General features: G+C 47.8%; 21 protein-coding genes. 5 read left to right on the top strand and 16 right to left on the bottom strand.

Annotation, left to right across the window (positions count from 1 at the left end; translation table 11 throughout):
* Positions 1-51 precede the first annotated feature (51 nt).
* Positions 52-183 (bottom strand): hypothetical protein, encoded by a 132-nt coding sequence (locus ACXAGQ_RS14995; protein ID WP_475254912.1) that lies wholly within the window; start codon positions 181-183, stop codon positions 52-54.
* A gap of 448 nt (positions 184-631) precedes the next feature.
* On the opposite strand from ACXAGQ_RS14995, the gene ACXAGQ_RS14990 reads away from it, so the two are divergent.
* A complete protein-coding gene (locus ACXAGQ_RS14990) occupies positions 632-2,068 on the top strand; it encodes an IS1182 family transposase (RefSeq protein WP_475251115.1) in 1,437 nt (478 codons plus the stop codon).
* 107 nt (positions 2,069-2,175) lie between these two features.
* Here ACXAGQ_RS14990 and eno read toward each other — a convergent pair whose 3' ends face one another.
* The 8 genes from eno to ACXAGQ_RS14950 form a co-directional block, all read right to left on the bottom strand.
* Positions 2,176-3,477, bottom strand: a complete 1,302-nt coding sequence (gene eno, locus ACXAGQ_RS14985) for a phosphopyruvate hydratase (RefSeq protein WP_475254911.1) — start codon at positions 3,475-3,477, stop codon at positions 2,176-2,178.
* Positions 3,458-4,438: a phosphotransferase family protein gene (locus tag ACXAGQ_RS14980; RefSeq protein WP_475254910.1), complete on the bottom strand. Its 981-nt coding sequence runs from the start codon at positions 4,436-4,438 to the stop codon at positions 3,458-3,460. The genes eno and ACXAGQ_RS14980 overlap by 20 nt, the downstream gene beginning before the upstream one ends.
* 9 nt (positions 4,439-4,447) lie before the next feature.
* Positions 4,448-5,926 carry an aldehyde dehydrogenase family protein gene (locus tag ACXAGQ_RS14975; protein WP_475254909.1) on the bottom strand — a complete coding sequence of 493 codons (1,479 nt, stop codon included), beginning with the start codon at positions 5,924-5,926 and terminating at the stop codon, positions 4,448-4,450.
* A gap of 52 nt (positions 5,927-5,978) precedes the next feature.
* The gene (locus tag ACXAGQ_RS14970; RefSeq protein ID WP_475254907.1) at positions 5,979-7,172 is read right to left on the bottom strand and encodes a hypothetical protein; all 1,194 of its coding nucleotides are present in this window, start codon (positions 7,170-7,172) and stop codon (positions 5,979-5,981) included.
* A 59-nt stretch (positions 7,173-7,231) separates the two neighbouring features.
* The gene (locus tag ACXAGQ_RS14965) at positions 7,232-8,827 is read right to left on the bottom strand and encodes a solute:sodium symporter family transporter (RefSeq protein WP_475254905.1); all 1,596 of its coding nucleotides are present in this window, start codon (positions 8,825-8,827) and stop codon (positions 7,232-7,234) included.
* A 134-nt stretch (positions 8,828-8,961) separates the two neighbouring features.
* The gene (locus tag ACXAGQ_RS14960) at positions 8,962-9,798 is read right to left on the bottom strand and encodes a class II fructose-bisphosphate aldolase (RefSeq protein ID WP_475254904.1); all 837 of its coding nucleotides are present in this window, start codon (positions 9,796-9,798) and stop codon (positions 8,962-8,964) included.
* Positions 9,782-10,723 carry a carbohydrate kinase family protein gene (locus ACXAGQ_RS14955; RefSeq protein ID WP_475254903.1) on the bottom strand — a complete coding sequence of 314 codons (942 nt, stop codon included), beginning with the start codon at positions 10,721-10,723 and terminating at the stop codon, positions 9,782-9,784. Before ACXAGQ_RS14955 ends, ACXAGQ_RS14960 begins: the two co-directional genes overlap by 17 nt.
* Positions 10,724-10,725: 2 nt before the next feature.
* The gene (locus tag ACXAGQ_RS14950) at positions 10,726-12,243 is read right to left on the bottom strand and encodes an L-fucose/L-arabinose isomerase family protein (protein WP_475254902.1); all 1,518 of its coding nucleotides are present in this window, start codon (positions 12,241-12,243) and stop codon (positions 10,726-10,728) included.
* A gap of 184 nt (positions 12,244-12,427) precedes the next feature.
* Here ACXAGQ_RS14950 and ACXAGQ_RS14945 point away from each other — a divergent pair, with 184 nt between their 5' ends.
* Positions 12,428-13,285 carry an AraC family transcriptional regulator gene (locus tag ACXAGQ_RS14945; protein ID WP_475254900.1) on the top strand — a complete coding sequence of 286 codons (858 nt, stop codon included), beginning with the start codon at positions 12,428-12,430 and terminating at the stop codon, positions 13,283-13,285.
* A 107-nt stretch (positions 13,286-13,392) separates the two neighbouring features.
* Here ACXAGQ_RS14945 and ACXAGQ_RS14940 read toward each other — a convergent pair whose 3' ends face one another.
* From ACXAGQ_RS14940 to arcC, 4 genes are all read right to left on the bottom strand, one after another.
* On the bottom strand, positions 13,393-13,950 hold the full coding sequence (locus ACXAGQ_RS14940; RefSeq protein WP_475254898.1) for an NAD/FAD-utilizing enzyme: 558 nt from the start codon (positions 13,948-13,950) through the stop codon (positions 13,393-13,395).
* A 166-nt stretch (positions 13,951-14,116) separates the two neighbouring features.
* Entirely contained in the window at positions 14,117-15,163 is a 1,047-nt protein-coding gene (gene ptcA, locus ACXAGQ_RS14935; protein ID WP_475254896.1) for a putrescine carbamoyltransferase, read from the bottom strand.
* Positions 15,164-15,463: 300 nt separating this feature from the next.
* Complete coding sequence (locus ACXAGQ_RS14930) at positions 15,464-16,078, bottom strand: TetR/AcrR family transcriptional regulator (protein WP_475254895.1); 615 nt, start codon at positions 16,076-16,078, stop codon at positions 15,464-15,466.
* Between the two features lie 8 nt (positions 16,079-16,086).
* A complete protein-coding gene (arcC, locus tag ACXAGQ_RS14925) occupies positions 16,087-17,007 on the bottom strand; it encodes a carbamate kinase (protein ID WP_475254894.1) in 921 nt (306 codons plus the stop codon).
* Positions 17,008-17,283: 276 nt separating this feature from the next.
* Between arcC and ACXAGQ_RS14920 the strand changes: the two genes are divergently transcribed.
* Both ACXAGQ_RS14920 and aguA read left to right on the top strand, forming a co-directional pair.
* Positions 17,284-18,708, top strand: coding sequence for an APC family permease (locus tag ACXAGQ_RS14920; protein WP_475254893.1), 1,425 nt, complete (start codon positions 17,284-17,286; stop codon positions 18,706-18,708).
* Between the two features lie 16 nt (positions 18,709-18,724).
* A complete protein-coding gene (gene aguA, locus ACXAGQ_RS14915) occupies positions 18,725-19,816 on the top strand; it encodes an agmatine deiminase (RefSeq protein WP_475254892.1) in 1,092 nt (363 codons plus the stop codon).
* 88 nt (positions 19,817-19,904) lie between these two features.
* On the opposite strand, the gene ACXAGQ_RS14910 is transcribed toward aguA, so the two are convergent.
* On the bottom strand, positions 19,905-21,617 hold the full coding sequence (locus ACXAGQ_RS14910; RefSeq protein WP_475254890.1) for a sulfatase-like hydrolase/transferase: 1,713 nt from the start codon (positions 21,615-21,617) through the stop codon (positions 19,905-19,907).
* 383 nt (positions 21,618-22,000) lie between these two features.
* Positions 22,001-23,257, bottom strand: coding sequence for a D-amino acid dehydrogenase (locus ACXAGQ_RS14905; RefSeq protein WP_475254889.1), 1,257 nt, complete (start codon positions 23,255-23,257; stop codon positions 22,001-22,003).
* Between the two features lie 163 nt (positions 23,258-23,420).
* Here ACXAGQ_RS14905 and ACXAGQ_RS14900 point away from each other — a divergent pair, with 163 nt between their 5' ends.
* Entirely contained in the window at positions 23,421-24,332 is a 912-nt protein-coding gene (locus ACXAGQ_RS14900) for a LysR substrate-binding domain-containing protein (protein ID WP_475254888.1), read from the top strand.
* Positions 24,333-24,496: 164 nt separating this feature from the next.
* Here the strand turns inward: ACXAGQ_RS14900 and ACXAGQ_RS14895 are convergent, their stop codons facing one another.
* Positions 24,497-26,026: a hypothetical protein gene (locus ACXAGQ_RS14895; RefSeq protein WP_475254886.1), complete on the bottom strand. Its 1,530-nt coding sequence runs from the start codon at positions 26,024-26,026 to the stop codon at positions 24,497-24,499.
* Between the last annotated feature and the right edge of the window lie 297 nt (positions 26,027-26,323).

Genomic DNA, 26,323 nt, shown 5'->3' with positions numbered 1-26,323 from the left:
CAGTGCTTACACAGAGCACACCCGTCAGGGCCACATGCTGTGCGTGTTAGACTATTGTGCGACTAGGTCAACATTGAGCCCAGCCCGGCGTTTGTTGGTGCGATGGACAAACGGACTGTCAGCGTGGTCATAGCGACACTTTAGTGAGGAATGAAGCAGTAAATAGTCTTGTTTATGTTGCATCCCCCCTCCCGACGGCGATCCAGACCATATCCTTTATTGAACGCCTTACTGCATACCCCCACAAATATAGATGCTAATCAGGCTTTGCTCTCAAAATGGTTGTTTCTTTTTTAATACCTCCCGCTTATTTGCTCAACTCAAACGGGCAACGGCTTTTCACACTTGGGAGAAATTATTTTTGGCGTCACTCTTATTACGACACACCGTAAGAATATAAAACCAAAAGTACTTGCTGCCTGGACTTTATGAGTGCTTCTGGTTAAGTGGCGCACCTCAAAGCCCGCACAGAAGGGTCAATCAGCCACCACTTCCTGATTGAAGGCAAGGACGACTTGGCATAATAGAAAAGAGCCACCATTATAGATGGTGGCTCAGACTGATGACAAAGGTCTGGCTTTTAAGCTAGGCCTTTGATCTAATAGAGATATCGAAATATGGATATCTCGACATGTTAAAAGAACCCTCACCCCAACAGTACGAACTCGAAATGGTCACAATGGAACAGCTGGTTCCGAAGCATCATCTCGTACGTAAAATCGACCAAGTTATAGATTTCGAATTTATTAGAGACGAAGTCGCTCACCTATATTGCCAAGACAATGGCCGGCCTCCTGTTGACCCCGTCCGCTTGTTTAAAATCATCCTGCTGGGCTACATCTTTGGCATCAAGAGCGAGCGTCAGCTAGTCAAAGAAATCGAGGTCAATGTGGCCTATCGGTGGTTCCTTCGCATGTCACTGACAGAGAAAGTTATCCATGCCTCGACGCTCAGCCAAAACCGCATCCGCCGCTTCAACGGGACGGATATTTTTGAACGCATCTTTACCAATATCGTACTCCAGGCCATGGATAAAGGGCTCGTCGCCGGGAATGAATTATTCACCGACAGCACCCACCTCAAAGCCAATGCTAACAAGAAGAAATTTACCAATGAACAGCAAGCTGTCCGCACCAGTGCCTACCTTGAGATGCTCAACGAAGATGTGGCCAAGGAGCGGGAAGCCGAAGGGAAAAAACCTTTAGCTGAGCGAAAATCAGAGCCTAAGCTCAAAAATACCAAAGTGAGCACGACTGATTCTGAAAGCGGCTTTATGACGCGGGATAACAAGCCGCAAGGGTTCTTTTACCTTGACCACCGCACCGTCGATGGCATGCATGGGATTATCGTCGATACCTATGCGACCGCAGGTAACGTCAATGACTCCCAGCCTTATATCAATCGGCTAGACTACACGCTCAACCAGTTCAACCTGAATCCTATAGCCGTAGGCCTTGATGCTGGATACTTCACGGCTCCTGTTGCTGAGAGCCTTGAACGAAGAGAAATCCTTGGCCTCTTTGGTTACCGTAGGCCGCCTCGCACCCAGAATGCTATCAAGAAGAAGCACTTTATCTATAACAAAGAAACAGACACTTACCTGTGCCCAAATGGCCAGGAACTTATCTATAAAACCACGTCAAGAGAAGGCTACAGAGAATACCACTCGGCCCCCAAGGAGTGTGAGCTCTGCTCGATGAGAAATGACTGCACCCAAAGCAAAACAATGAAGAAGGTGATAACCCGGCATATCTACGCGGAGGCTGTGGAACGAGCAAACAAAATACGGCTGACACCTTATGGTAAAAGGACCTATCGGCGAAGGGGAGAAACGGTAGAAAGAAGCTTCGCAGATGCGAAACAGCATCATGGTCACCGATATGCACGGTTCCGGGGGTTGAACAAGGTGCAGATGCAATGTTGGTTGGCCGCTGCTGCTCAAAATATCAAGAAGATGGCCTTGGTGCTGGGCTGCTTACAGAAAATAGGCCTTATAAACGCTCTAATTAGGTTAATACGAGTCAATATCAGGCGAGAAGAGCAAAGGAGCCTCCAACCGAGCTGGTAGGTAAAAAAATCGCGATCGCGGCCGCTCTCTAAAAAGAACCCCACTTAAAAAGTGGGGTTCGTCAGCAATCTGAGCCACCATTATAGATGGTGGCTCTTTATTAGTTGCTAAACAGCTTCAACCAATTGCTGCAGGCTGTGGAAAATCTCACCGCCTTTAAACTGGGCTTTACCCCCAAGCTCCCGCTCTATACGGATCACTTCATTCCATTTGACCATCCGCTCACTTCGGGTAAATGACCCCACCTTAAGCTGACCGGCATTGGTAGCAACAGCTAGATGGCTAATGAAAGCATCCTCGGTTTCACCCGACCTGGCGGATACAACAGGTAACCAACCGGCTTTTTGGGTTAATTCAATGGCCGCTAAGGTTTCCGATACGGTACCGATCTGGTTTAGCTTGATTAGCACGCTATTTGCCAGCTTCTGCTCAATGCCTTGCTTGATCCTATCGATATTGGTGGTAAACAAATCATCACCAATCACCTGGATACGATCACCCACCAGCGCGGTGAAGCGCTGCCACATTTCGAAATCGGTATCAGCAAACGGGTCTTCAATCGACAATACCGGATATTTTTCACACCAATCTAGCATCAGCGCCAAGAATTTCTCAGGTGTATAGCTTTTGCCATCCAGAGGTAAATGATATTTGCCTTCTGAATAAAGATCACTGGCGGCAATATCAAGCGAAATCGATACTTCTTCACCGGGTAGATATCCGGCTTTTTCTATAGCTTCGACGACGAATTGGAAAATCTCATCATGGCTATTGAAGGTTGGCCAAAAGCCCCCTTCATCCGCGGCACCCGCCAATAAGCCCCTGCTCTTGAGCAAATTCTCTGCCGTCCGGTAGATGTTGTAGGTCACCTCCAATGTTTCCTGGTAACTTTTCGCTCCATTGACGATTAGCAGGAAGTCCTGGATATCCGTACGCCACTGGGCATGAGCACCGCCCCCGACCAACTGAATCTCAGGCAGTGGTAGCAAATGACCTTCCCCACCAGGCGTAAGCGACTGAAATATTGGCTTCTTGCATAGATTTGCCCTAGCGTCGGCGACAGCCAACGAGACAGACAAGATAGCATTCGCCCCTAGGCGGGACTTGTTTGCAGTACCGTCGAGATCGCACATGATCTTGTCGATCACCGCCTGCGAATCAACGCTCACCCCCTGCAGAACAGGACCGATCTCATTTTGCACATTGCCAACTGCCTTGAAGACAGACTTACCAAGGAAAGTATGCACATTGCCATCACGGAGTTCCAATGCCTCGAACTGCCCTGTCGATGCCCCAGAAGGCACCATGCCTACTCCCTTTATGCCGTTTTCAAGTTCCACCACCGCCTCAACCGTTGGCTGCCCACGGGAATCAAATATCTGATACGCATCAACAGACTTGATTTTCATTATGCTGCACTCCTTCCATCAACCGATCCAGTTTTGTTATTTCCTTGCCGAGCAGCCTGATAACACACTCTCGAATTTGGCTTTTCTCTTGTGCCGATAAATACTCCACCGGAGATTTTCCATCTATACGGGCCAGCATCATCATCAAGGTCAACTCAATGACGTTATCCTCGCCGACAATAAGGAACCGGTCTTCACCAATGGCCCTCCGGTAGCAGGTATAAAACGCAACAGCTAGGTCGAGGTAAGCGGTATTATTGAAATGGCAGTATTTGAGCAGTAAATGGTGCAATAAAAAGGCAACGTCAAAGGATGGGTCGCCATACCAGGCTACCTCACAATCTACGATTTTGATTTCTTCCCCCGACACCAGAATATTTTTCGGGCTGAAGTCCCCATGCACCAAGCAGTGCTTTGTCCCTGCCACTCGGCAGCACAATGCCGTAATTTGCTCAGAAAGCTGCGGATGGACACCCATCATAGACTCGAAATATGGCTCAAGCCGAAGTTGATGAAAATTCTCATCGGATTTAAACAACCCTTCGGCAACGGGCTCATGCCAACTGACTTTATGAATTGCCCCTAAAATATCGCCAATTTTCTGCGAGACCACTATCGATGCTTGTCCCCGCATTAAATCCTTTTTCCAATCCTTGAATCGTTCAGGGAAAAATTCCATCGTAAATAGCCTTTCTTCCTCAAAGGAGTGCAAGATCTTTGGGACATATTTGGGAAACTGATTACCGACATACTTTAAGTAACGCTGCTCAAACAGGTTCCTGCTAGTATCTGCGAACCAGTCTTGTTCAACTTTTAGTTTCTCCAGCGCCCGTTTCGCCACCAGCTTCTTTTTTGGGTCTTCGACAAGATAAATTTCACAGCTAACCCCACCGGTCAGTGGGGTTGCTGTTGCATGATCTTGTGATACCACCTGGTGTTTTTTCAGGATATCAAGAACCATGCCTTTACCTTAGCGGATGGCCGCAACTGATTGATGACGCAGGTAACCTTCGAAAGTTGCCTTGCTGTTTACCCCACCACCACAACCACTCTGGTTGCAGGCACCGTAATGCAAACCGTACTCAAACACGTTGTGAGCATTGATCCAGCTATTGCCCGCAACCAACTCTGCGGCAATCCACTGGGCTTTGTCGCTGTCTTGGGTCCATACGCTATTCGACAGGCCGTAAGGGTTGCGGTTAGCCCTCTCGACGACTTCCTCTTCATCGCTAAATTTCAGGAGGAAAGCCACAGGACCAAAGATTTCTTCCTGTGCCCAAGGGTTATCATCACTGCCAGCCAACAGCGTCGGTTGGATGAAATAGCCTTTTTCCAGCTCTGCTGACATCAAGCGTTGACCGCCAGTTACCACCTCAGCGCCATTAGCCTGCGCTTCAGCGATACACTGTAGTACCTTGGCCATCTGGCGGTGGGTACACATCGGCCCCATCTGACTGCTAGCTTTTAGGCCATTGTCCACAACCACAGCTTCGAGGGTTGCTTTGGCCTTGGTGACAAACTCATCGTAGATAGACTCATGGATGTACCAGCGCGAAGCGGTACAGCACACCTGACCAGCATTCAACGAAATAGCACCGCACAACCCTTCGACCGCTTGGTCAATATCCGCATCTTGGCAAACAACCGCGGCGCCTTTACCGCCAAGCTCCAATTTAGCCGGGACTAAATTGCGCCCGCACACTTCACCAATATGGCGGCCAACTTCAGTAGAGCCAGTGAACGACATCAGCTTAATATTTGGATGGCTGGTCAATGCTTCGCCCACCACACTCCCTTTACCGGGAATAACATTGACCGTACCAGCAGGGAAGCCGGCCTCTTCAACCAATTTAGCGAGATACAAGGTCGAAAGCGGTGTTTCAGAAGCAGGCTTTATTACCACTGTGTTGCCTGCTGCCAGGGCTGGAGCAATCCCCCAAGCACATAATGTTAAAGGGAAATTCCACGGGAATATGAAACCTGCCACGCCATAGGGGCGTTTGATGGTTTTGCTATCTGTAACCGACAGCCCCAATTCCACTTCGTATTCTGCGTCTAGGGCTACCTGGGCAAAATACTCAAAACACTGGGCAGCAAACGGCACATCAAACCCCATTGCGGCAGCAACTGGCTTGCCGACATCAATGCATTCCAAATCAGCCAATACCTGGCTGTCCCTTTCTATTAATTGGGCAAGCTTGCGTAGCTTTTCACTACGAAACGCCACCTCGGCCTTGCTCCAAAACGGGAAAGCTGTATCGGCGGCCAATACGGCTTGATCCGTTGCTTTTGCATCGGCAAGGCAAACATCGGCCACTCTAGTACCTGTTGCAGGGTTCTCAACCGTCAAGGTCTGATCTGACTGGCTCCAGTTGCCATTGACATAAAATGGCAGCGTTGCAGGCTCAAGAAATTCGAGGGTTTTAGGGTCTAGCGTTTGGATGGTCATGTTTAACACTCCTGTGCTATTTATTATTTGCTTTTAATTCATAAAAAAGTCACTACATGGCTTGTAAGCCGTCAAAAGAAATATCCAATAAACAAATATATTGCTCTATCATTTCGGTTAATTGCGACTCCCCAGTTATCGGCCTGCCGTAACGTTCAGGGGAGAAAAAAGAATTGATGCAAACAAAAGAAGCGGTGCTATTTCCGGCTAATTCGAAATACGTCGGCTTATTGAGAAACTGTGGGTTTTCTCTGCTCCATTCATAGCCTTTGCAAGAGCCTCCAATGGCACATTCAAGCCCCAAGGCATAATTACGATCGCAACCTCCTTCATAATCAGCCCAAGGCATAATTTCCCGGCCGCCGCTATGAATCCAATAGTTCATAAAAGACGGTGATACCTGATCCTCTAATTGTTCGAGGGGGATCACACTGACGTACACTAGGTTGTAATAAGGGTTGTAGCAGGCACTCCAAAGTAATTGCCGGCTACTTGATACGCCGCTGATAAATTCTGTATGGCCGTTATAACCTGGCATCAGTGACAAGTCATTTCTGCCCCCAGTACGGGTTGGGATATCACTCAATGAATCAAAACGGGCGCCAAGCTCAAGGCTTGAAGTTGCATCGAATTCAGTCCCTTGCGGGCTCACCTGGTATTGGGAACAGTTGTCGAGCAACCAACATCCCCGCTCGACAAAAGGTGCCCCCAAGGTCGTATGCCAGGCCATATTTATCGGTACTGCATAGTCATGGTTATTCTCAACCGACATCACCATATAATGGCTACTATCACCTTGGCGCAGGTAATCTGTTTTTTGGTACTTTAATTGCTCAAACTCCCCTGCCAGATGCCAAACAGCTTTGGCATAGCTCTCACCGCCCGAGTCCACCAATCTTGCTGACGCTAATGACCAAACATTGTTGGCTGTATCACCGTGGGTAGGTATGTTGTCAGTACCCGGGCCAAATGCCGGAGCGCAAGGAAAGGTGCCGGCAGCCTGACGTAGCAGTTCAACTTGCCAGTACGCCAGTTGTTCGGGATCGCCGCTATCCATCCAGCCGGAAAACGGTGCTTTAAAATGCGGCATCCAATGGGCATTGAGCCAATAGTCCCCAGATTGGCTGTACATTTTTCGTGAGAACTCCGGAGTCATCCCACCGAAAGACTGGATAAATAACCGCGTCTCATCATTTTTAAGCCAAACGCCGTCCTGACCTAAATACTGGCCAACTTCTATATACATATTTAGCTCCTATTTTGCCGGGGCGTATTTCAGCCCCAGCAATCCAGAGGAACACCCGCTTATTGCGCGATGCCAATCGGTGAGAAAATGATATATAACACTACAACGCCAACGCATATCACCAAAGAGAAACGCTTGGCATGTTTCCATGGCGTTAATTCAACCACGCTGGTTTTCTGTGTTTCAGCCGCTTTTTCTTGTGGGAAGAAATAACCAATCAGTATCATCAAGGCCGCCACTGCAACAAACAGTATGCCTGTCAAGTGAAGGAAGTGAATATCAGGCTGGAAGACAAAACTGGTCAACGCATAAGCCAACATGAATACCACGATACCAATATTTGCTGCCATGGCTGGCACCTTACGAGTTACCAAACCCACCACAATAATGGTGAACATTGGCGCCATATAAAAACTATTAATTGTCTGGAAATATTGGAAGAACCCTTCCGGTGCATAGAAAATAAAAGGAGCAACAAAGATGGCAAATAGCCCAATTACCGCACCGAAACGCTTACCTACTCTGACTAAGTCACGGTCATCGGCTTTAGGGTTAATCAAAGGCTTATATACATTGAGGGTAAACAATGTAGAGGTACTGTGCAGCACACTGTTAAAGGAGCTGAGGATTGCACCGAATAACACTGCGGCAAAGAACCCGACCATAGGTGTTGGCAGCACTTCACGGACCAGCATAGGGTAGGCAACTTCGCCGTTTGGCAAATCCGGGCCAAACATCGCGTATGCGATGATCCCTGGGATCAACAGGAAGAATGGCCCAAGCAGTTTTAGCATCCCCGCCCAAAGTACCCCTTTTTGTCCCTCTGCGAGGTTTTGTGCACCCAGCGCACGCTGGATAATAGACTGATTCGTTCCCCAGTAGAAAAGATTAAGGATCAGCATCCCGGTAAAGAATGTAGAAAACGGAACAGGATCGTCCTTGCCACCAATCGCATTAAGTTTTTCCGGATGTTCTGTCATCAAATGCTGGAATCCGGCAACGACACTACCATCGCCCAGTGCTGACAGGCCAAACAGTGGGATAAGCACGACACCGCCGACCAATAAGCCAATTCCATTGAAGGTATCGGAATAGGCTATCGCCTTTAGCCCGCCGAAGACGGCATAGGCAGCCCCGACTAAACCAATCGAGACGACCATGATCCATATTCCGCCCCAATAAGAGACATCAAATATCCCGGAGATATCAAATATACCGCCCAATGCGACCGAGCCGGTATACAATATTGGCGGAAGCAAATTCAGCACATACCCGAATAAAAACAGGAAAGTACAAAAATACATGGTACTTTTGCCAAATCGCTGTTCAATAAATTCAGGAATGGTTGTCACCCCACCACTCAAATATTTCGGCAACAAATAGAGTGCTACAACAACTAGGGTTAATGCCGCACAGACTTCCCACGCCATTGGTGTCATATTTGCGGTATAACCTTGAGCGTTCAAACCGACCAATTGTTCCGTCGACAGATTTGTCAGCATCAGGGATGAAGCAATTAACACCCCAGTTAACCCTCGTCCTGCAAGGAAATATGAGTTTGCTGATTCTTGTTGTTTTTCTTTTCTTCTGACCTTGTACCAAGAACCTAAAGCCACGGCTCCCGTTACCAAGGCAAATGAGATTGGAATAATCATAATTCGTCCTTTTTTCACGTTATTGGAAGCTAAATAGTTTTAAAGGCACTATTTAGCTCGGACCGCATCCTTCCTTAGCGACACTTATTATATTTATTTTGAGTTTGAATTAATTTGCATATATCTCTTACCGGTTAAACAACTTGTGATGGATTTACCATTTCAAAATATTTAACGACTTCATTTTTAACTTGCGGCAATATTTCGCTAATAGTGGCTGGGGGGTAAGCATCAATGCCGTCTTTTGCTATTTGCTTACCTAGGTTTTGCATATATGCAGTGTGGATTGCCGTCCCAACATTAATCTTGGTGATCCCCAAATTCATGGAGTGACGTATATCTTGTTCGGGGATTCCGGTACCGCCATGCAGCACCAGTGGGATGGTACTGACAGACTGATGGATTTGCTGCAGGCGTTCAAAGTTTATCTCGGGTTTCCCTTGATAGTGACCGTGGGCTGTACCAATACCTACCGCTATCATATCGACACCGGTTTCTTCCGCCAGACGCTTTACGTCCGCAACGCTTGCAAGGTAATCGTCATCGGTCATTCCACGGCCACGAATTTTTCCTATTTCCGCTTCAACGACCGCCCCTTTGGCATGGGCATAATTTACAACCTTGATTGTCCTTTCTATGTTTTCCTCCAATGACAAAGCCGAGCCATCAATCATTACCGATTCAAAGCCGGCATCAACCGCCTGCATGCACATTTCAACATCATCACAATGGTCAAGGTGGAGGTAGATCGGCACTGAGTATCGTGCTTTCATCCTCTCTACAATCGCTTGGATAAGATCAAGCCCCAAAACCTCCACGACCTTGGTGTATGCCATCAACATGACAGGTTGTTTTCTCTCTTGTGCCGCCTGGCAAATCGCTTGTACGTCCCACACATCATTGAAGTTGAAGCCAATCAGGCATTCACCGGTTTGATGATATTGTGCCAGCAACTCAGATAGCGTCTTCATAATCTTTCCTTGTGATATCAATTTGCTCGAAACTCTTAATCGCGCCGCTCGAACCGTATTGCTGTACGACCCTCGCCCCCGCACGGTTGGCAACCTCTAAAGCCTGTTCAAGTTGGTACCCCCTCGAGATCGCCGCCAGAAAGCCACTGACAAAACCATCTCCGGCCCCTGTGGTATCGACTACTTTTGAAACTCGCTCTCCTTTTACCCAGTAAGCCGATTGACCATCATTGACATAAGCGCCCTTGGCACCGGCTTTGATTACCACATTTTCAACCCCCCGCTCGATAAAGAAGGCCGCGCATTCCTCTATTCTCTGATAGCCGGCAATCTGCTGTGCTTCGTTAAGCGTCGGCAAGAAATAAGTCAGTGATGGCAAAACCGGCGCTATTTTTGTTAACCATTGCTTATCAGCGTTCCAGCCGACATCCAAAGAGGTTATTTTTCCTTGCTGTTTAGCGGTATAGAACAGCTCATTCAAGCCGCTGTTTTCCAAGGCTGGGAGTAGATAGAATCCGCTAACATGCAACATGTCGTGGCCCAGTAAATTGCCAATATCAATGTCGGCCATGGTCATTTCGTCAATGGCACCGCCGTTATAGATAAACACCCGTTCGCCATCCTGTTTGACCAAAGCAACCGCCGTTGCGGTTTGGTGATGCTTGGAAACCTTGACGGCACTTTCAATACCCTTGGCCTGATACACCTCCTGTAGGTAACGGCCAAACATGTCGTCACCCAACATAGAATGCAGACTGACCGGTGTACGCATTGCCGCTAAATTGAGCGCAACATTTGCCGCGTCTCCTCCCGGCTTGACCTGAACGTTATCCACCAGGGTGACATCCGTTGAAAAACTAAATCCGTCTAATGGCCCCACAATGACATCTGCGACCGCCATCCCTAAGCACGCAATACTTTTCATTGTTAGCCTCCAAAGCCGCAGCTGGCACCGGCGTTAGAGACCTCTATCGACTCAACCCCGAGCCAATAATTAAGTACTTGGAGATCGTTTAAGAAGTGCCCTCGGCCGACAATCCAGTGGTGATCCAACCCTTTATCCATAATCGTGCCGACAATCTGTGCCGCTGTGTAACCAGCGGGGATCACCTCACCGTAAGTGCCCCGGAACTTCATATCAGATGGGACTATCTCACCTTCGAAAGCCAGCACACTATCTATGGAAGGGGCTTGGTATTTGGCGATAGTGACAGGCCCTGGCTTGACTAAAAATTCAAACAGCATCCCCCAGGCCGTTTCTTCATCGTAGTTTTCCAAAATGCCGTGTTTGCGGCATTCATAGCCTGTAGCTGGGTTTCTCAAGCAGGTCGCGGCAGAGCCGTTGTGCCAAACACCTAGCCGCTCGCCATCGTCAGAGAGGTAAGAAATATCGGAGAGCATGGGGATAGTGGCTAGCTCGGAGCCATCTGACATTAATTCTTTGAACAACAGCATGGTGATCATGGCCCCAGTATCCGCCTCGTCGGCCACCACCAGGCCTTGGTCATTCATCAACGCCATTGCCCCATCGCCTGCAATCTTGAAATGATCAAACAGCTCAGGCCAATTTTTGAAACTTACCGCAACATATTCACCTTCTCGCGCCACCACCATGAGGGCTAACGCCAGGCGGATAGTATCGTCGACTTGATCCTGTGGGACATTATTAAACTTACAGTCCTCGCTTGAGAGGATCAGACGTTTGATCTCGGCAACATCTTCACCGCGGAACTCTGCCATGCGCGCGGTAATATCAACCAAGTTAACCCGGTCAAACCCCAACTCCAGCTTCTTCAAAATGGCAATTTCATTGACTTCACAATCGTAAAAGCCCGGTACTCGGCTTGCCCCTGCAATCAATGCCTTTTTGCCCCGGAGGTAGCCCAGCGTCCGGCATACTCGGGCAAAGGACTGAATATCACGCCCTACTTTTGGGTCTTTAGGATCGCAGAACTGCCATTGGTATTTCACGCCTAGCGAGTTGAGAATACCCAGAACAAAATTCTGCGAGCATAGACGGTTAGCCTGAAGGTTTAAGCCATTGCCCATCGGCTCTGGCATTGCCAAGCTGAATATAGGTGTCTGATGTTTGGCGAGCCATGTACCTAACTGCGAAGCAACTTCACCCGTTGTATAGGCTGAGTGGCATAAAATAACCCCATCAAGACCACCGTGTGCCGCATCATCTAAAAATGCTTTCAGAGCTAGGTGATCCTGGAATGGCTCATCAGCAACAACAAGATCGTAGTGATCTTGCGGCAGCATCTCGCGCACCATCCCCGCAACATTCAGAGTGGTTTCCTTGGCCAGTTGCCAATTAAAGTGGATTTCAATCGCAACTGAAGCAAAGGCTATCCGAGACTTGCTACGCGCTTTTTGTTGAGGAATAAGGGTTGAGATAAAGTCAGTTGCAACGCCGCTCAAAGTGATATCTGTTTTTTCCATGGTGCATCTCCAACATCCGCTTTGATAATCATCATAGGGCTGAAGAGATAGAGAATCTGCGCAAAAATTTGCCGAAAATAGCCAAATATTAGCAATAGGGAGAACCGTGAAATGGATCACTACCGCTCAAAAAATACACCTTTTACAATTTAAACAACAAGGAATGGAAAGGTTAGGAGGGAGTTTGAAGGCCACAGCTGAAAACGTTGATCGCATGGATCGTTCATTTGCTGCTTATGAGTTTCAGTCTAAGGAATTTGAGCACCCCTATCATTTTCATCATGAAACTGAGCTGGTATTTATCACTAAGGGACAGGGGGTGGTTCTGATTGGCAATACCGCGAGCTATTTTGATACCGGCGATATCTTCTTTATTGGCTCAGACGTTCCCCATCGCTTCAATTCAGAAGCAGATCAGAAACAAACCCCACTTCACTCTTATATCCTTCAATTTAACCCATGCTGTTTTGGCTCACTGTTTACTAACACTCCTGAGCTTACCCGGATAGCGCGTATGATCAGCCATTCCAAACATGGCTTAGTGATAAGGAAAGCGCCAAAGCAGTTGTTCCACCAAATGAAAGCATTAATAGACTCCTCTGGGGTAAATTCTATAATTAAGTTTTTGCAGCTGCTCGCCGAAGTTGATAAAAGTACCCAGCTTGAATTTATTTCTGCCCAGCCAAACTCAGAAGTAGAAGTCCTCTCCACCACCAAAATCCATGCCTCGATTGAATGGATCAACGAAAACTACCACCGCGATATTAATTTGGAAGATATTGCCCTTCGCACCAGCATGAACAAGAATGCCTTTTGCCGGGCCTTCAAGACCCAAACCGGCAACTCGCCGATGAATTACATTAACAACGTCAGGGTTGAAGCTGCTTCAACCCTACTGCTTGAAAGCAAGCAGGGCATTGCCGATATCGGCTTTACAGTAGGCTTCCCTACTGTCTCTAGTTTCAACCGCAACTTTAAGCAGCTAAAGGGCGTCTCACCCGGTATGTACCGAAAAATGACATCGGTGTTCACCGAAAGCTAGCAGCTAAACCTAGAGCCTAGAAATACTTAAGCAAAAAGCCTTTCGCCGAGGAAAATAAAGCCGATACCTGCTTAATCAAATATCGGCTTTATTTGAGTTTCATCGTATTAAGGCAAAGTATGCATCATCCGATCCCAGCGGTTGTGCATTGACACCAACCAGCGTGGTGGGGCTTTGCCCGTCCCTGCCGGTTTGAGTTTGTCGTGGGCCAAAGTCACATTGGCCAGCATGATCTCTTGCTCGGGTTCGACATCGACCATCAACACATGGCGCCCAGACTGGAGTACCTGTTTGAAGCGGCGGAATTGGTAATGAAGCTCTTGGAAACCAAATAGCCCCCCTTCCCAGGTAATAAAGCCCATCATGATGATTGCTAGCATAACAAAAGGCAGCCAACCAACAGTGTCCACCACACCGGTGGCATAAGCAAAGAACAATACAAGTGCAGCTACAACTACGCCAATTACAGCACCTATCTCGGTGGAGTGGATAACGTCATTGCGCATAAAGGATTTCACCGGATGGAGATGTTGATGGCTGGCAACCTCGGCATCATTGTCGGTGAGCACATGGATTTGCGACGGGCCGAGCCCACTAAGCTCCAACTCGTATTCCACCAGCTCTAGGTCGTCTAAGTCATCGCTAATGTAAAAAACCCTAACCATAAGGGCCTCCAGACATTTCGATTCGACGGGGTTGTCATTAAATATTAAACCATCTTTCACATTCGTGAGGGGTTTAACAGCTAATGCCAATTGCTTTGCCTAATACAGAACAAAACGAAAACAGCCCGATGCAAGCACCGGGCTGTTTCTCGTTAGTTAGCAGAACTTATAAAGCAGAAAGGAAACGGTCAATTTTCTCTTTGTGTTCCGTTTCAACCTCAGGGGTTGGGATGTTCATGTCTTTGTGGGTGAAGTACACCAACAGCGCCATTTGTGCGGTTAGGCGGTTCTCGGCCTCATCGAAGATCAGCGAGTTATCGGCTTCCATCACCCCGCGGGTACATTCGCGCTGATCATTGGCTGGCAAACAGTGCATAAACATGGCGTTTGGCCCGGCTTTCGCCATCATCTCTTCCGTCACCACATACTCAGGGATGAAGGTCGATAGGCGGATCTCTTTTTCTTCCTCCTGACCAAACCAATAGAAGCTGTCAGCGACGATGATATCGCAGCCTGCGACTTCGTCTGTATTGTCAGTGATGACCAATTTCCCGCCTGATGTTTCACAGTTGCCCAGCGCAATTTCAACCCACTCCTGTGGTGCCTTGAAGCGCTCTGGGCAGATGTGCTTGAAGGTCATGCCAAACTTGGTACATGCGAACATCAGTGAAGACGCTACGTTGGTCGCATCGCCCACAAAGGCAACAGTCAAATCACTCAGCGCTTTGCCTTCCGGTAGGTGCTCTTTCATGGTGAATAAATCAGCCATGATCTGGGTTGGGTGCAGCCAGTCACACAGGCCATTGATAACAGGTACGCTGGCATTTTTCGCCAAGCCAGCCACGGTGTCATGCTCATCAACACGAGCCATAATCACATCAACCATGCGTGACAATACGCGGCCAGTATCTTCCAGTGATTCTTTGGCACCTAGGTGAATATCCTTCGGTGATAGGAACAATGCATGGCCGCCAAGAATTGTCGCTGCGGTTTCGAAAGACACACGGGTACGGGTGGAAGGCTGTTCGAAAATCATCGCAACCGATTTGCCTTTGAATAGCTGGGGAACCGCATTGTCTCGGCGAGCCTGCTTCAGCATCGCCATCAACTCTAAAATCTCTTCAAGCTCTTGTTTGGTAAAATCCTGAGTTTTCAGAAAATGGCGCAGATTTGGTTTATTTAGTTCAGTTGCACTAGAAGATGGAAGTCTCATTTTCGTATCCTTTTTACCAGAGTTAATTTATTCATCGAGCAATCACTATTTGGTGTATTGCTTGGTTGAATTCAGTATCCATAAAAAGAACCATCGATTCTAAAATTAGAATCACTAATCGGTAGTGTTATTTCAAGTAGAATAATCTGGTTGACGCAAGTCACATTGATTTAAATTAATTACCAGTATTTTCCGATATTCATTTTTAATTGTTTATCCAAGCAATAAAAAGCCTGCTATTGCAATGGCAACAGCAGGCTTATAAGTAAAAGCTACGGTAACAATCGTCGATAGAAATAATTAGTTGAGAGTGACTGCCCTAGGTAGTTGCTTCGGCAAGTATGTCCCTAAATAAGCCTCGGTGATCACAATGGCTTCCCTAGCCATTTCGGGGGCAATATCGCCATTCTCCCGGTAATTCATCGAATAGACCTTATCAGCTACCTGCAACGCGATAGCAAAAATATTCACATCACTCGGTAGCTCAGGAAGAGTAAAGTACTGCCGGTAAATATTTTCTACCTTCTTGCCCAGTACCAGATCATTTTGAGCATCGGCCTGCCTGACGGAGGAGTATGTATGTTGCCCTAATAACGTGTGCTGCGCCAATGGCGCCAGACGGTAATAGTCAACGAAACTCTGCTCAATCATCCGATTAATATCAGACCAATGGTGGACTTTTTCTGCCACCACAGCATCATCTAATACTTGCTCAAAGTCATCAAATACCGAGTTCATTAACTCGCAAATCAAGGCTTCAATATTCGGGTAATGATGATAAACCGTTGAGGCAGCAATCGCAGCCTCCTTGGCAACATCATAGATAGATATTGCGCTCACCTCCCTCTGTGATGCCAAACGAATTGCCGCTGAATGGATCCTCTCAAGTCTCTTCTCTGTCGACTCTTTTCGCATTGAGTTACCTATCCGTGTATATGTGTTCCAGAACGGTTTGCCATGATCTCTGCCGCTTTATGAAGCGAGCCTATATGCCCGATCCCCGCACCTTTTGTATAGGTCGCAAATTCACAGCAGGCTTCAACCTTCGGCGCCATAGAGCCTGCAGCAAAGGTGTATTGCCCCAGTTGCTCAACCGTTACATCATAGAGTGGCTGCTCTGTTGGCTTACCCCAATCGACACAGACATAATCACCGTCGGTGAGGATAAGCAGGTGCTGTGCATTCAACTGCTTGGCCAATGTCGCCGCTGAAAAATCCTTGTCTATCACAGCCTCAACCCCGGTCATTTCACCCTCTTTCTCAACCACCGGGCAGCCGCCACCACCACAACATATTACTGTATGACCCGCATCGAGTAATGTGCGTATACTATCAATTTCAATAATTCCCTGCGGGAATGGTGAAGGAACAACCCGACGCCAGTAATCGCCATCCGGTTTTATATTCCAGCCATATTGTGCCGACTTGGCTTGTGCCGTTTCTATGTCGTAAACCGGTCCAATAAATTTATTTGGCGCATCAAAAGCAGGATCGGCTTGGTCAACCGCTATTTGTGTCACGACCGTACTTACATGACCCGTTTTCATATATTTCTTCAGGCTCCTAGCCATCATATATCCGATCATTCCCTGGGTTTCTGCGCCCAAGACATCGAGTGGATAAGGTGGTGCATCGGTATAAGCTAAATTTTGTAGTGCAAGCAAGCCAACCTGGGGGCCATTTCCATGTACCACAACCACACGGTAATTCTCGCTTAATTCTGCCAACGCCTTAGAGGCGATATCAATATTATTGGCTTGGTTTTCGTAACTCATTAATTCGCCACGCTGTAATAGTGCATTACCACCAACAGCGACCACAATAATTGGTTTATCCTGTGCCATACTACCAACCTGTCTTATTTATCATTGAGAACCTGCCATTCAATTTATCGCTAATAATAATTACCATTATTTGATTAGAATCAATTTTCTCTCCCTGGCCATATTAACTTAGTTTATTTATGGTAAGAGTCACGCCTTTGGCAGCCATATATTAACGATGCCCGATAAGTGATTCTAATAACGAATATCTGCCCGCCGTAGTCATAAGATAATTCCGTGAAATAGAGAATTGGACATCAAGCATAAATAACGTGTAACAATCACGGAGATATAATTATGGAAACTCAAACCTCAGGCGGAAAGATGGGAGTAGGCAGTCTCGCCCTCTTTAGCCTATGTGCTGTTATCGTCGTTGATACCTTGACGGCTTCTGCCTCCATAGGCGTTAGTGCTATCGGGTGGTGGCTGGTTACCCTCATTGTTTTTGTCATCCCTTACGGATTAATCACTTCTGAACTCGGCACCACCTACCCAGGCGACGGCGGTATTTACGACTGGGTCAAAAAGGCTTTCGGTTACAAATGGGCGGTCAGGACAACCTGGTTTTACTGGATTAACGTTGGCTTATGGATGCCAGCGGTCTACATCATGTTTGCCGGTATGTTCGCCGAACTCTTCTTCCCCGGCCTCTCCCTGATGTGGCAAATCGCCATTTGTATTGCCCTTACCTGGCTCACTATCTGGATTTGTAATGTCTCGGTAGATGTCGGTGTCTGGGTCACCAATATTGGCGCAATCCTTAAAGTCACCGTTATCGCTGTACTGGGCTTTGGCGGTTTCTTCTACGCTGCCAAGCATGGTGTTGCCAATGAGTTTACCTTCTCAGCCATGATGCCTAGCCTTGATACTGGCGTGGCGTTCCTTCCTGCCTTGGTGTTCAACCTGATGGGGTTTGAGCTTGTCGCAACCATGACCAAAGAGATGAAAGACGTCCGCGACATGCCAAAATCTATCTTCCTCGCTGCTGCTATCACAGCCTTCCTGTATGTCTTTGGCACGGTTGGCATTTTGATGGCGCTGCCAGTACAAGATATCGGTTTGGTTGCGGGCATTGTTGATACCCTACGTAAACTGTTTGGTACCGGCGCCTTCGGCACCATGATGGTGTACCTGATTGGCACCATGGCATTGCTGACCTTTATCGGCAACATGGTGACCTGGACTATGGGTGCTAGCCGAGCTGCCGCCGAAGCCGCTAACGAGGGCGAGCTACCTGAAGCTGTAGCCAAAATGTCTGAAAAACACGACACCCCAGTGGGCGCCAACACCATTACGGGTATTCTATCGACCGTGGTCATTCTAGCCTATGCACTCTTTGCCCAAACCAGTGACGATTTGTTCTGGTCTGTATTTGCCTTCTCCAGCTGTATTTTCCTTCTGCCTTACCTGTTTATGTTCCCGTCATACCTGAAATTGCGTATCAGTGATCCAGAGACAGAACGCCCTTTCCGCGTACCGGGTGGCCTAGGTGTACAGTGGGTACTTAGCATTATCTGCTTCATTGTTATTGCCCAGGCCGTGATCTTGTTCATCTTCCCTGAGCTTATCGATATGACCGTTAACTGGACATACAGTGCGCCGGTACTTATCGGGGTCATTTTGACAGTGGGCATCGGTGAATACCTACTGAAACTCGCAGTTGCCAAAAAGAATGCTGAACAAGCAGAGCCATCTAGCCAACAACCTTCTCATAGCCATTAATTAAGGATGTCTAGCCATGAGCAAACGAATTAATTCAACACCAAGACAAGACGGCTTCAGAATGCCGGGCGAACATGAACCACAAGCAGCCATTTGGATGGCTTGGCCAGAGCGAACCGATAACTGGCGCTTCGGGGGTAAACCGGCACAGACAACCTTTGTCAAGGTCGCGGAAGCCATTTCCCAATCAACCCCAGTGAATATGGTGGTCAGTGCCCAGCAATTTGAAAACGCCCGCCAGATGCTGCCTGATAACGTCCGATTGGTCGAAATGAGTACTGACGATTCATGGATGAGGGACATCGGCCCATCTTATGTGGTTGATAAAGAAGGCCATAGACGCGGCGTCGATTGGCACTTCAACGCTTGGGGCGGATTGGTCGACGGTTTGTACTTCCCTTGGGACAAAGACGATGCGGTGGCGCAAAAAGTGTGTGAGTTCCATGGCGATGCCAGCTACCGGGCGCCCATTGTGCTCGAAGGCGGCTCTATCCATGTCGATGGAGAAGGCACCCTGTACACGACCGAAGAGTGCTTACTCCACCCAAGCCGTAACCCTGACTTGTCCAAAGAAGAGATCGAACAAGTCCTTTACGATTACCTCTCAGTGGAGAAAGTCATCTGGATCCCGAGCGGTTTGTACAATGACGAAACGAACGGCCATGTCGATAACCTGATTCATGTCGTCCGCCCTGGCGAGGTGGTACTGACTTGGTGCGAAGATAAAGATGACCCGCAATATGACATCTCGCGCCAGGCACTGGATGTGCTTGAAACCCAGACGGATGCCAAAGGCCGGCAAATCAAAGTCCATAAACTGCCGATGCCGGGTCCTTTGTTCATATCGGAAAATGAAGCCAACGGTGTCGATGTGTCCGATGGCATGGAGCGCACGCCGGGTGAGCGCTTGGCTGGCTCTTATGCCAACTACCTCGTCACCAATGATCAGATTGTTTATCCGCTGCTTGATGACAACCTGGATACAGAAGTGGAAGACTTGCTCAACGACCTCTACCCTGGCTACAAAGTCACCGGCGTCGATGCCCGGGAGATCTTATTGGGCGGTGGCAACATCCACTGTATCACCCAGCAGGTGCCTTGTGTGTAACACCCATATCAACCATTAATGAAAAAGCGAACCTACAACAGGTTCGCTTTTGTTTCAACAGCATAACGATGATGTTTAGTCGAACGGCTTAGTAGTAGCTCGGGCATACCGGCTTCTTGAACTCCCTTTGCAGTTCATCACACAGCAAGGTGTAAGCAAACAGCGCACGACTTGGCACTCGGCGACGCTCTAGCAGGTTATCCTCTTCATGCGGGTCATTTTTCAAGTCGTACAATTCAACTTCGGTGACACTCCGATCCGGGAATAGCACATTTGGTTGCCCTCTTGATTCAAGACCGGTTTGGACGATCAACTTATACCGCTTGTCACGAATCGTTTTGCCTTCTCTGAGCGGTGTTGGCCCCAATATTGGGTTGCCCAATACAGGTGTATTGTTATCAATCAATGCATCTGGATAACCTTGCTCGGCAATGTTAAACAGCCTAGATGAATAGCGTTTGCTGGTGTTCTTTAATGATTCGGCAAAACTAACTGAATCTATTTCCTCTTTCGGTGTAATGCCGGCAACCTCAAGCAGTGTTGCATACAAGTCAGTCACATTTACCAGCGCATCACTTCTTCTACCTGGTTTTCGAACCCCTGGGCCTGCAACGACCAAAGGAACTTTTATGCCCAGCTCATAGAAACTACCTTTTGCCCTCGTCCTATCAAACGGAGCAACAACCACATCCCCAGGTGTACCATTATCACCGACAAATACGACAATGGTGTTTTCCATATCGATAGATTCAAACAACCTCTGTAAACTGGTATCAAAGGCAGATACAAGCGAGTTATATACAGCCCTTGCAAGTTTTATATTAACGTCACCAATACTAGGAGAAGGCACTATTACAGGGAATGTCACTAAATCGTCAGGCAAGTCTTCGTAGTTCTCAATGGGTGTAGAACCTAAGGTGCAAGTACCATAGACTTGTACCGCAAGCTGACAATATAAATTGTATGCTTCAATAAGGGCTTCTTGTACTTCTATTCTTACATGCCCTTCGGGAGCTGGCTGATAAGGAAAGTGGGGAGCGGTTAAAGATAGCCAGGCGAATGCTGGCATCCCATAGCTTTGGGCTTCATTAAACAACTCAATCGTTTCATCAATTTCGACAATCGATGTAAATGTGTTTTCAAAGCCGCTTGGACTGCCATTTTCTACTTTGGGCCAATTGTAATAACTCGGGAATGGCGCTCCTTGAATAATCCCAGTCCACTGGTCGTAACCCGCCTCTAAAGGCGCTTGCATCGCTCTTGGATCAAAAAATCCTTGCCCATCAGTCAAGTGCCATTTTCCGATATGCTTGGTTAGGTATCCTTGTTCTCGCAGTAAGTACGGTAATAGCTTTTCGGGGTTATCAGTATCAAGATCGTTAGTGTCGTCGGTATTTGCCCCAAGAGGGAATATGATGTTGGTCCTGCTAGGATACTGACCCGTCATAATAGTGCCGCGGGTTGTGGTACAGGAGGGCATCGACCAAGAGTTGTTATAGGTGATGCCATCTGCTGCCAGTGCCTCTAAAGTTGGCGTCGGCGGTACATCTTTCCCTTTGGTGTAGAGGCTGGATGCATCATAGCCATAATCATCTACGGTAATCAGCAGGATATTGGGTTGCTGATAGTTGCTGATTGACTTTGGCACTTCATAACTCGGTGGTTCAAAGCTTGGTTCTGGGAAGTAGAAATTTGCCTGCGCAAAAGGAGAAATGGCAAACAGGCCAAAAAATATAGCACCGGTTGTCACCGCCTTTTTCCCTAAATCGATCCTTTCGGTTAAATGAATATGATGTTTCATTGGTGTCCCCTGTTTTTATTGTCGGGCTCGACACCATTAACTTACGAAACGGTTCACTACCTCTTTGGTGTAATCTTAAGAAAATCTTGCTGATGAAAAAATATTTATCTTTGAGGCAATGACTAAGAGCATTACATTGCATGAAGCCGCAAATCGAGCGGCTTCACAGCTTAAGTTCCCACTCCATATAAAAAAGCCATACACTACAGACTGTTAAGTTATACTGATATAGTTACTTAACTGCATCACTGAGGCGTATATGGATATCTCTGATCAGATCTATTGGCTCCTAATGCTAACCGGAGCAATCTGTTTTATTGCAATTCGCCTCATCGAAAAAGTCATGAAGCGTAATAAAAACAAAAGCCAAGACTAGTGACATATCAGTTGATGTAACGATACACATCCAGGCCATTGGTATCGATATCTGTTTCTGTACCGCTGACAATATCGGCCAGTAGCTTGCCCGAGCCGCAGGCCATGGTCCAACCTAATGTGCCGTGCCCCGAGTTAGTGAACAAATTCTTGATGGGTGTTTTGCCTATCACCGGCGTGCCATCTGGCGTCATTGGCCTTAGGCCTGTCCAGTATTCTGCTTTTTCAATCTCGCCACCTTGCGGGAACAAGTCCTGAATCACCATAGCAATGGTTGCCTTACGTTTCTCGGCCAAGTTCAAATCAAACCCTGCCAACTCTGCCGTACCGGCAACCCGTATCCTGTCGTCAAACCGGGTCATGGCAACTTTGTAGGTCTCATCCATCACTGTAGAGATAGGGGCGGCATCGCCATTTTTGACCGGCATGGTGAGTGAGTACCCCTTAACTGGGTAAACAGGAACAACAATACCAGCCTGGGATAAAATCTGCGGCGAATAGCTTCCCATTGCGACTACAAAGGCATCGGCTTTGAACTCATCACAGCTCGTGTGTACTGAGCGTATTCGGTTCTCGTCGACTTCTAACCGGGTTATCTCAGTATCAAACTTAAAATTTACACCAGCCTGTTTCGCCAGCTCTGTCAGTTGCTGACAGAACAGATAACAGTCGCCGGTTTCATCATCAGGCAGTCGTAATCCTCCTACCAACTTATCTTTTACTGCAGCCAAAGCGGGTTCGGCAGCAATGCACCCTGCCACATCCAGCTCCTGATAGCGGGTGCCACTTTCGGACAGTAACTCAATATCTTTTGCAACCGCTTCTAACTGCTTGTCGGTACGGAATACCTGCAACGTGCCCTGTTGGCGCCCTTCATAATTCAAATCAAAGTCGTTGCGCAGCTGCTTTAAGCATTCGCGGCTGTAATTGGCGATTCTCAGCATCCGGGACTTATTGATTTGATATCGGGCCGTATTGCAGTTCGCCAACATCTTGCTGGCCCAGAGGTATAACTCAGGCGAGACCGAAGGCTTGATTTTCAAAGGAGCGTGCTGTTGCAACAACCATTTCATCGCTTTGATCGGAATGCCCGGCGCCGCCCAAGGTGATGAATAGCCATAGGAGATTTGCCCTGCATTGGCAAAGCTGGTTTCCTCTGCACTGCGTGGCTGTCGGTCAATGACCGTGACATCATGGCCCGCTTGGCGTAAATACCAAGCCGACGTCAAACCAACCACACCGCTACCCAATACAATAACTTCCATCTGAATCCTCAAAACTAAAGCAAATCATCCAGCCAATCTGGATGAAGCACGCATTATTGTGCGAGCAAGGATCTTTCATTTACATTCTGCTAACAATCGATATTATTTAAGGGCTGCGTTTAGAAAAACTAAACACAGTGAATTAACTATCTCGAGGATTACTGTGAGAGCAAGTACATTCGCTGGTCTCGCCACCTTTGCGGTTGTGGCCAAACACCAAAGCCTTACCAAGGCAGCGCACGAGCTGCACCTAACAACAGGGGCGCTGAGTCAACAAATCAAACAACTAGAGCACCGATTGGATATCACCTTGTTCCACCGCCATTCTCGCGGGCTCACCTTGACTGACAGTGGCAAGCAGTTGTTTGATGTGGTGGATCTTAGTATTGGGCAAATCAAGCAAGTATTAGCTGAACTAAAGGCCCCGCAAACCAGTACGGAAATACGGCTTAAACTCACACCGTCTTTTGCCTTCAAATGGTTGGTGCCCAAGCTCCATGACTTTAACCGCCAGTACCCAGAACTCAAGGTACAGACCTTTGCCGATGGTGCACTCGTTGATCACCGGTGTGATGATGTGGACTTGGTGATTGATTATTGCCAGTTCGGCGCGGATACCAGCGGCGGTAATATCAGCTACGGTGAACTGTTGCTTGAAGAACACCTCGTCCCAGTCATGAGTCCGGCGTATTACAACAGTTTCAATTGGCAATCTGAAAGCATATGGCAAGAGATCACTTTGCTTCACGATGCGATGCCATGGCAGGGTGCCCAGAAAGATCAGGAATGGCAAAGCTGGTTTGATTCGATGGGCCTGACGCTTAGTCATTTGCCGCAGGGGCATTACTTCAACCGCACAGATATGGCAATGGCAGCGGCAGAAGCGGGGCTGGGCGTGGCGCTTGCGAGGCAGGCTTTGTTAGGGAATGAAGTTGAACACAAACGGCTCGTTGCCCCCTACCCCGCCATTAAGGCGCAGGCAGGCTATTTCCTCTATCGGCAGCACAATACAACGGCTGTTGAATGTTTTTGTCAGTGGTTGAGGCAAACCATCGCACAGCAGTACAGCCAATAGAAACAACAGGCACAGTAGACACAGCAGGCACAAAAAAGTCACCGCCACCAGCCCAAAGAAAAGAGCTGCTGACGGTGACTTAAATCAGCTATACCGCGATATAATTGTAAGGTGAGCTAGTTACAAGGTGAACAAGCTACAAGGTAAACAAGTATTTCGTGTATTTACACTGAGAATGCTGAGAAAAGCACGCCCAGGGAACCGATAATGAATACGGCCATAACCGCTTTGCTCGCCATCGGGCCATTGTTCTCTGCCGCTTTACCAAACAGGCCAAATACCAGTGGGTGAACTAGGAATGGCGTTGCGAAGATGAAGGTGATCATACTCGCCGCTTCCGCACCGAACATACCGCCCTGGGTTGCTGCAAACAGACCGAAGTGAGATAGGCCAGAAGCTGCTGCCATAGAAGCGTTTTCGATTGGCATACCGGCAAAGTGTAGGATGGTGAAACTACCGAATACTGCAGTGATCTGCCAGCCGAACGAGAACTGCATCAAGCCTTTGATTTCCATCTCATCGTTGCCATCAGCCTTACGCAGGTTCTTGGTTGCCAGGTAAACACAGCCCAAACCGACTAGAACAAGAGGAATCACCCATTGCACTAGAAGTACGCCGCTTTCTGCACTTGCTGCCAAAATGGTAAATACAAAGATGTGACCAAGGAAAGGTACGTTAATCATGATCGGGGCACGACCTGCAGCCGTTGCACCAAGGTCACCTGCTGTACATGCGCCGGTCAGGCCTGAATGAGACAGGCCACCTGCCATGCCCGGAGCCAAGTTACGCACATGGTTCGCATTTGCTAGGAAGATTAGAATAGCAAGACCACCGAACATCCAGAACATCTGGCCGGCAAAGCCGTATACGATTACGCTCTGTAGACCTGGGATACTGAACGCTTCCATCATGTGAGAACCACCCACCAAGAAGCTACCAGTTAGTACGACAGGGATACCGGCAAAAAGGAGCGCGTTCATTGTTGGACCCAACTTCCACTTAGGCATTGCCATACCTAGGCCAGAAGAAAGCACCATCGCGAAGAAGATTTGCGGTAGGCCGATAAAGCCTGATACCAACTGCGAGATTCGAAGTGAAATGATCAAAACAGCAATAATAGCGATGACTTCAACCACACCTCGTACAAGATAGTTACGCTTGTTGGCAATTTTCGCCTTGCTATCGATAAGGATCAGGGAAATCGTCATGCCTACATACGCTAGCGCCATGTAAGACTCACCTAGGGGGTGAGAACCACTGCGGCCTGAAATCAGCGCAGAGACCATCTCGATGCTCATCAGTAGCACGAATGCACGGATCACATACACCAATTGGGTGCTTGTGGTACCGACGAACACTTCATGTTTACCCGGTTCAACCAAGCTTTCCACACTGCCCAACTGCTTCATCAACAAGCGGCGGATTTCCTGTCCACCGACGAAGAATGAGGCAATAAGCGCAATGACCGTAGTCTGGCCCAACAACACAATAACCGGGAAATCACCCAAGCCAGGTTGAGCAAGCCCACTTTCTACAAATAGCGTACCCATTAGCAGACCGAAAACAACGATCATCAGCACTGCTGAATACTTAGTGCCCGCAACAACGGTACGAGCGAGTAAAACCATGATAACGACAGCAACCATGGAGAAAAACAAGTGATTGAAAGCCACTAGATAGGATAAGTTTTCCATCAAAACTCCAAATAAAACCGCCTCAAAAAAAGCGGTAATTAAACTTATTTACCAGTAAGCATCCTTGCTTGCTCATTAAACTTTGAACTTAAAAAAAGTGCTCAAAAAAAAAGGCGCCGAACTGACGTCCGGTGCCTCGCTATATTGTGTATTAACTAGGGTGTTTATCACTATTTCAAAAGTGTTACAGTGCAATTCAATCGTTACTATTTCTGTCAAAGCGAGCAGCCCGCCCCCATATGAAACTACGATCAGTTTAATCCTGTTCTTATTTGAAAAAAAACTCTTTATTTGCCC

Source organism: Photobacterium sp. ABD4_091 (assembly GCF_056160145.1).
Note: the sequence above shows the minus strand (reverse complement) of the source record. Positions and strands in the feature narration are given on the sequence as shown.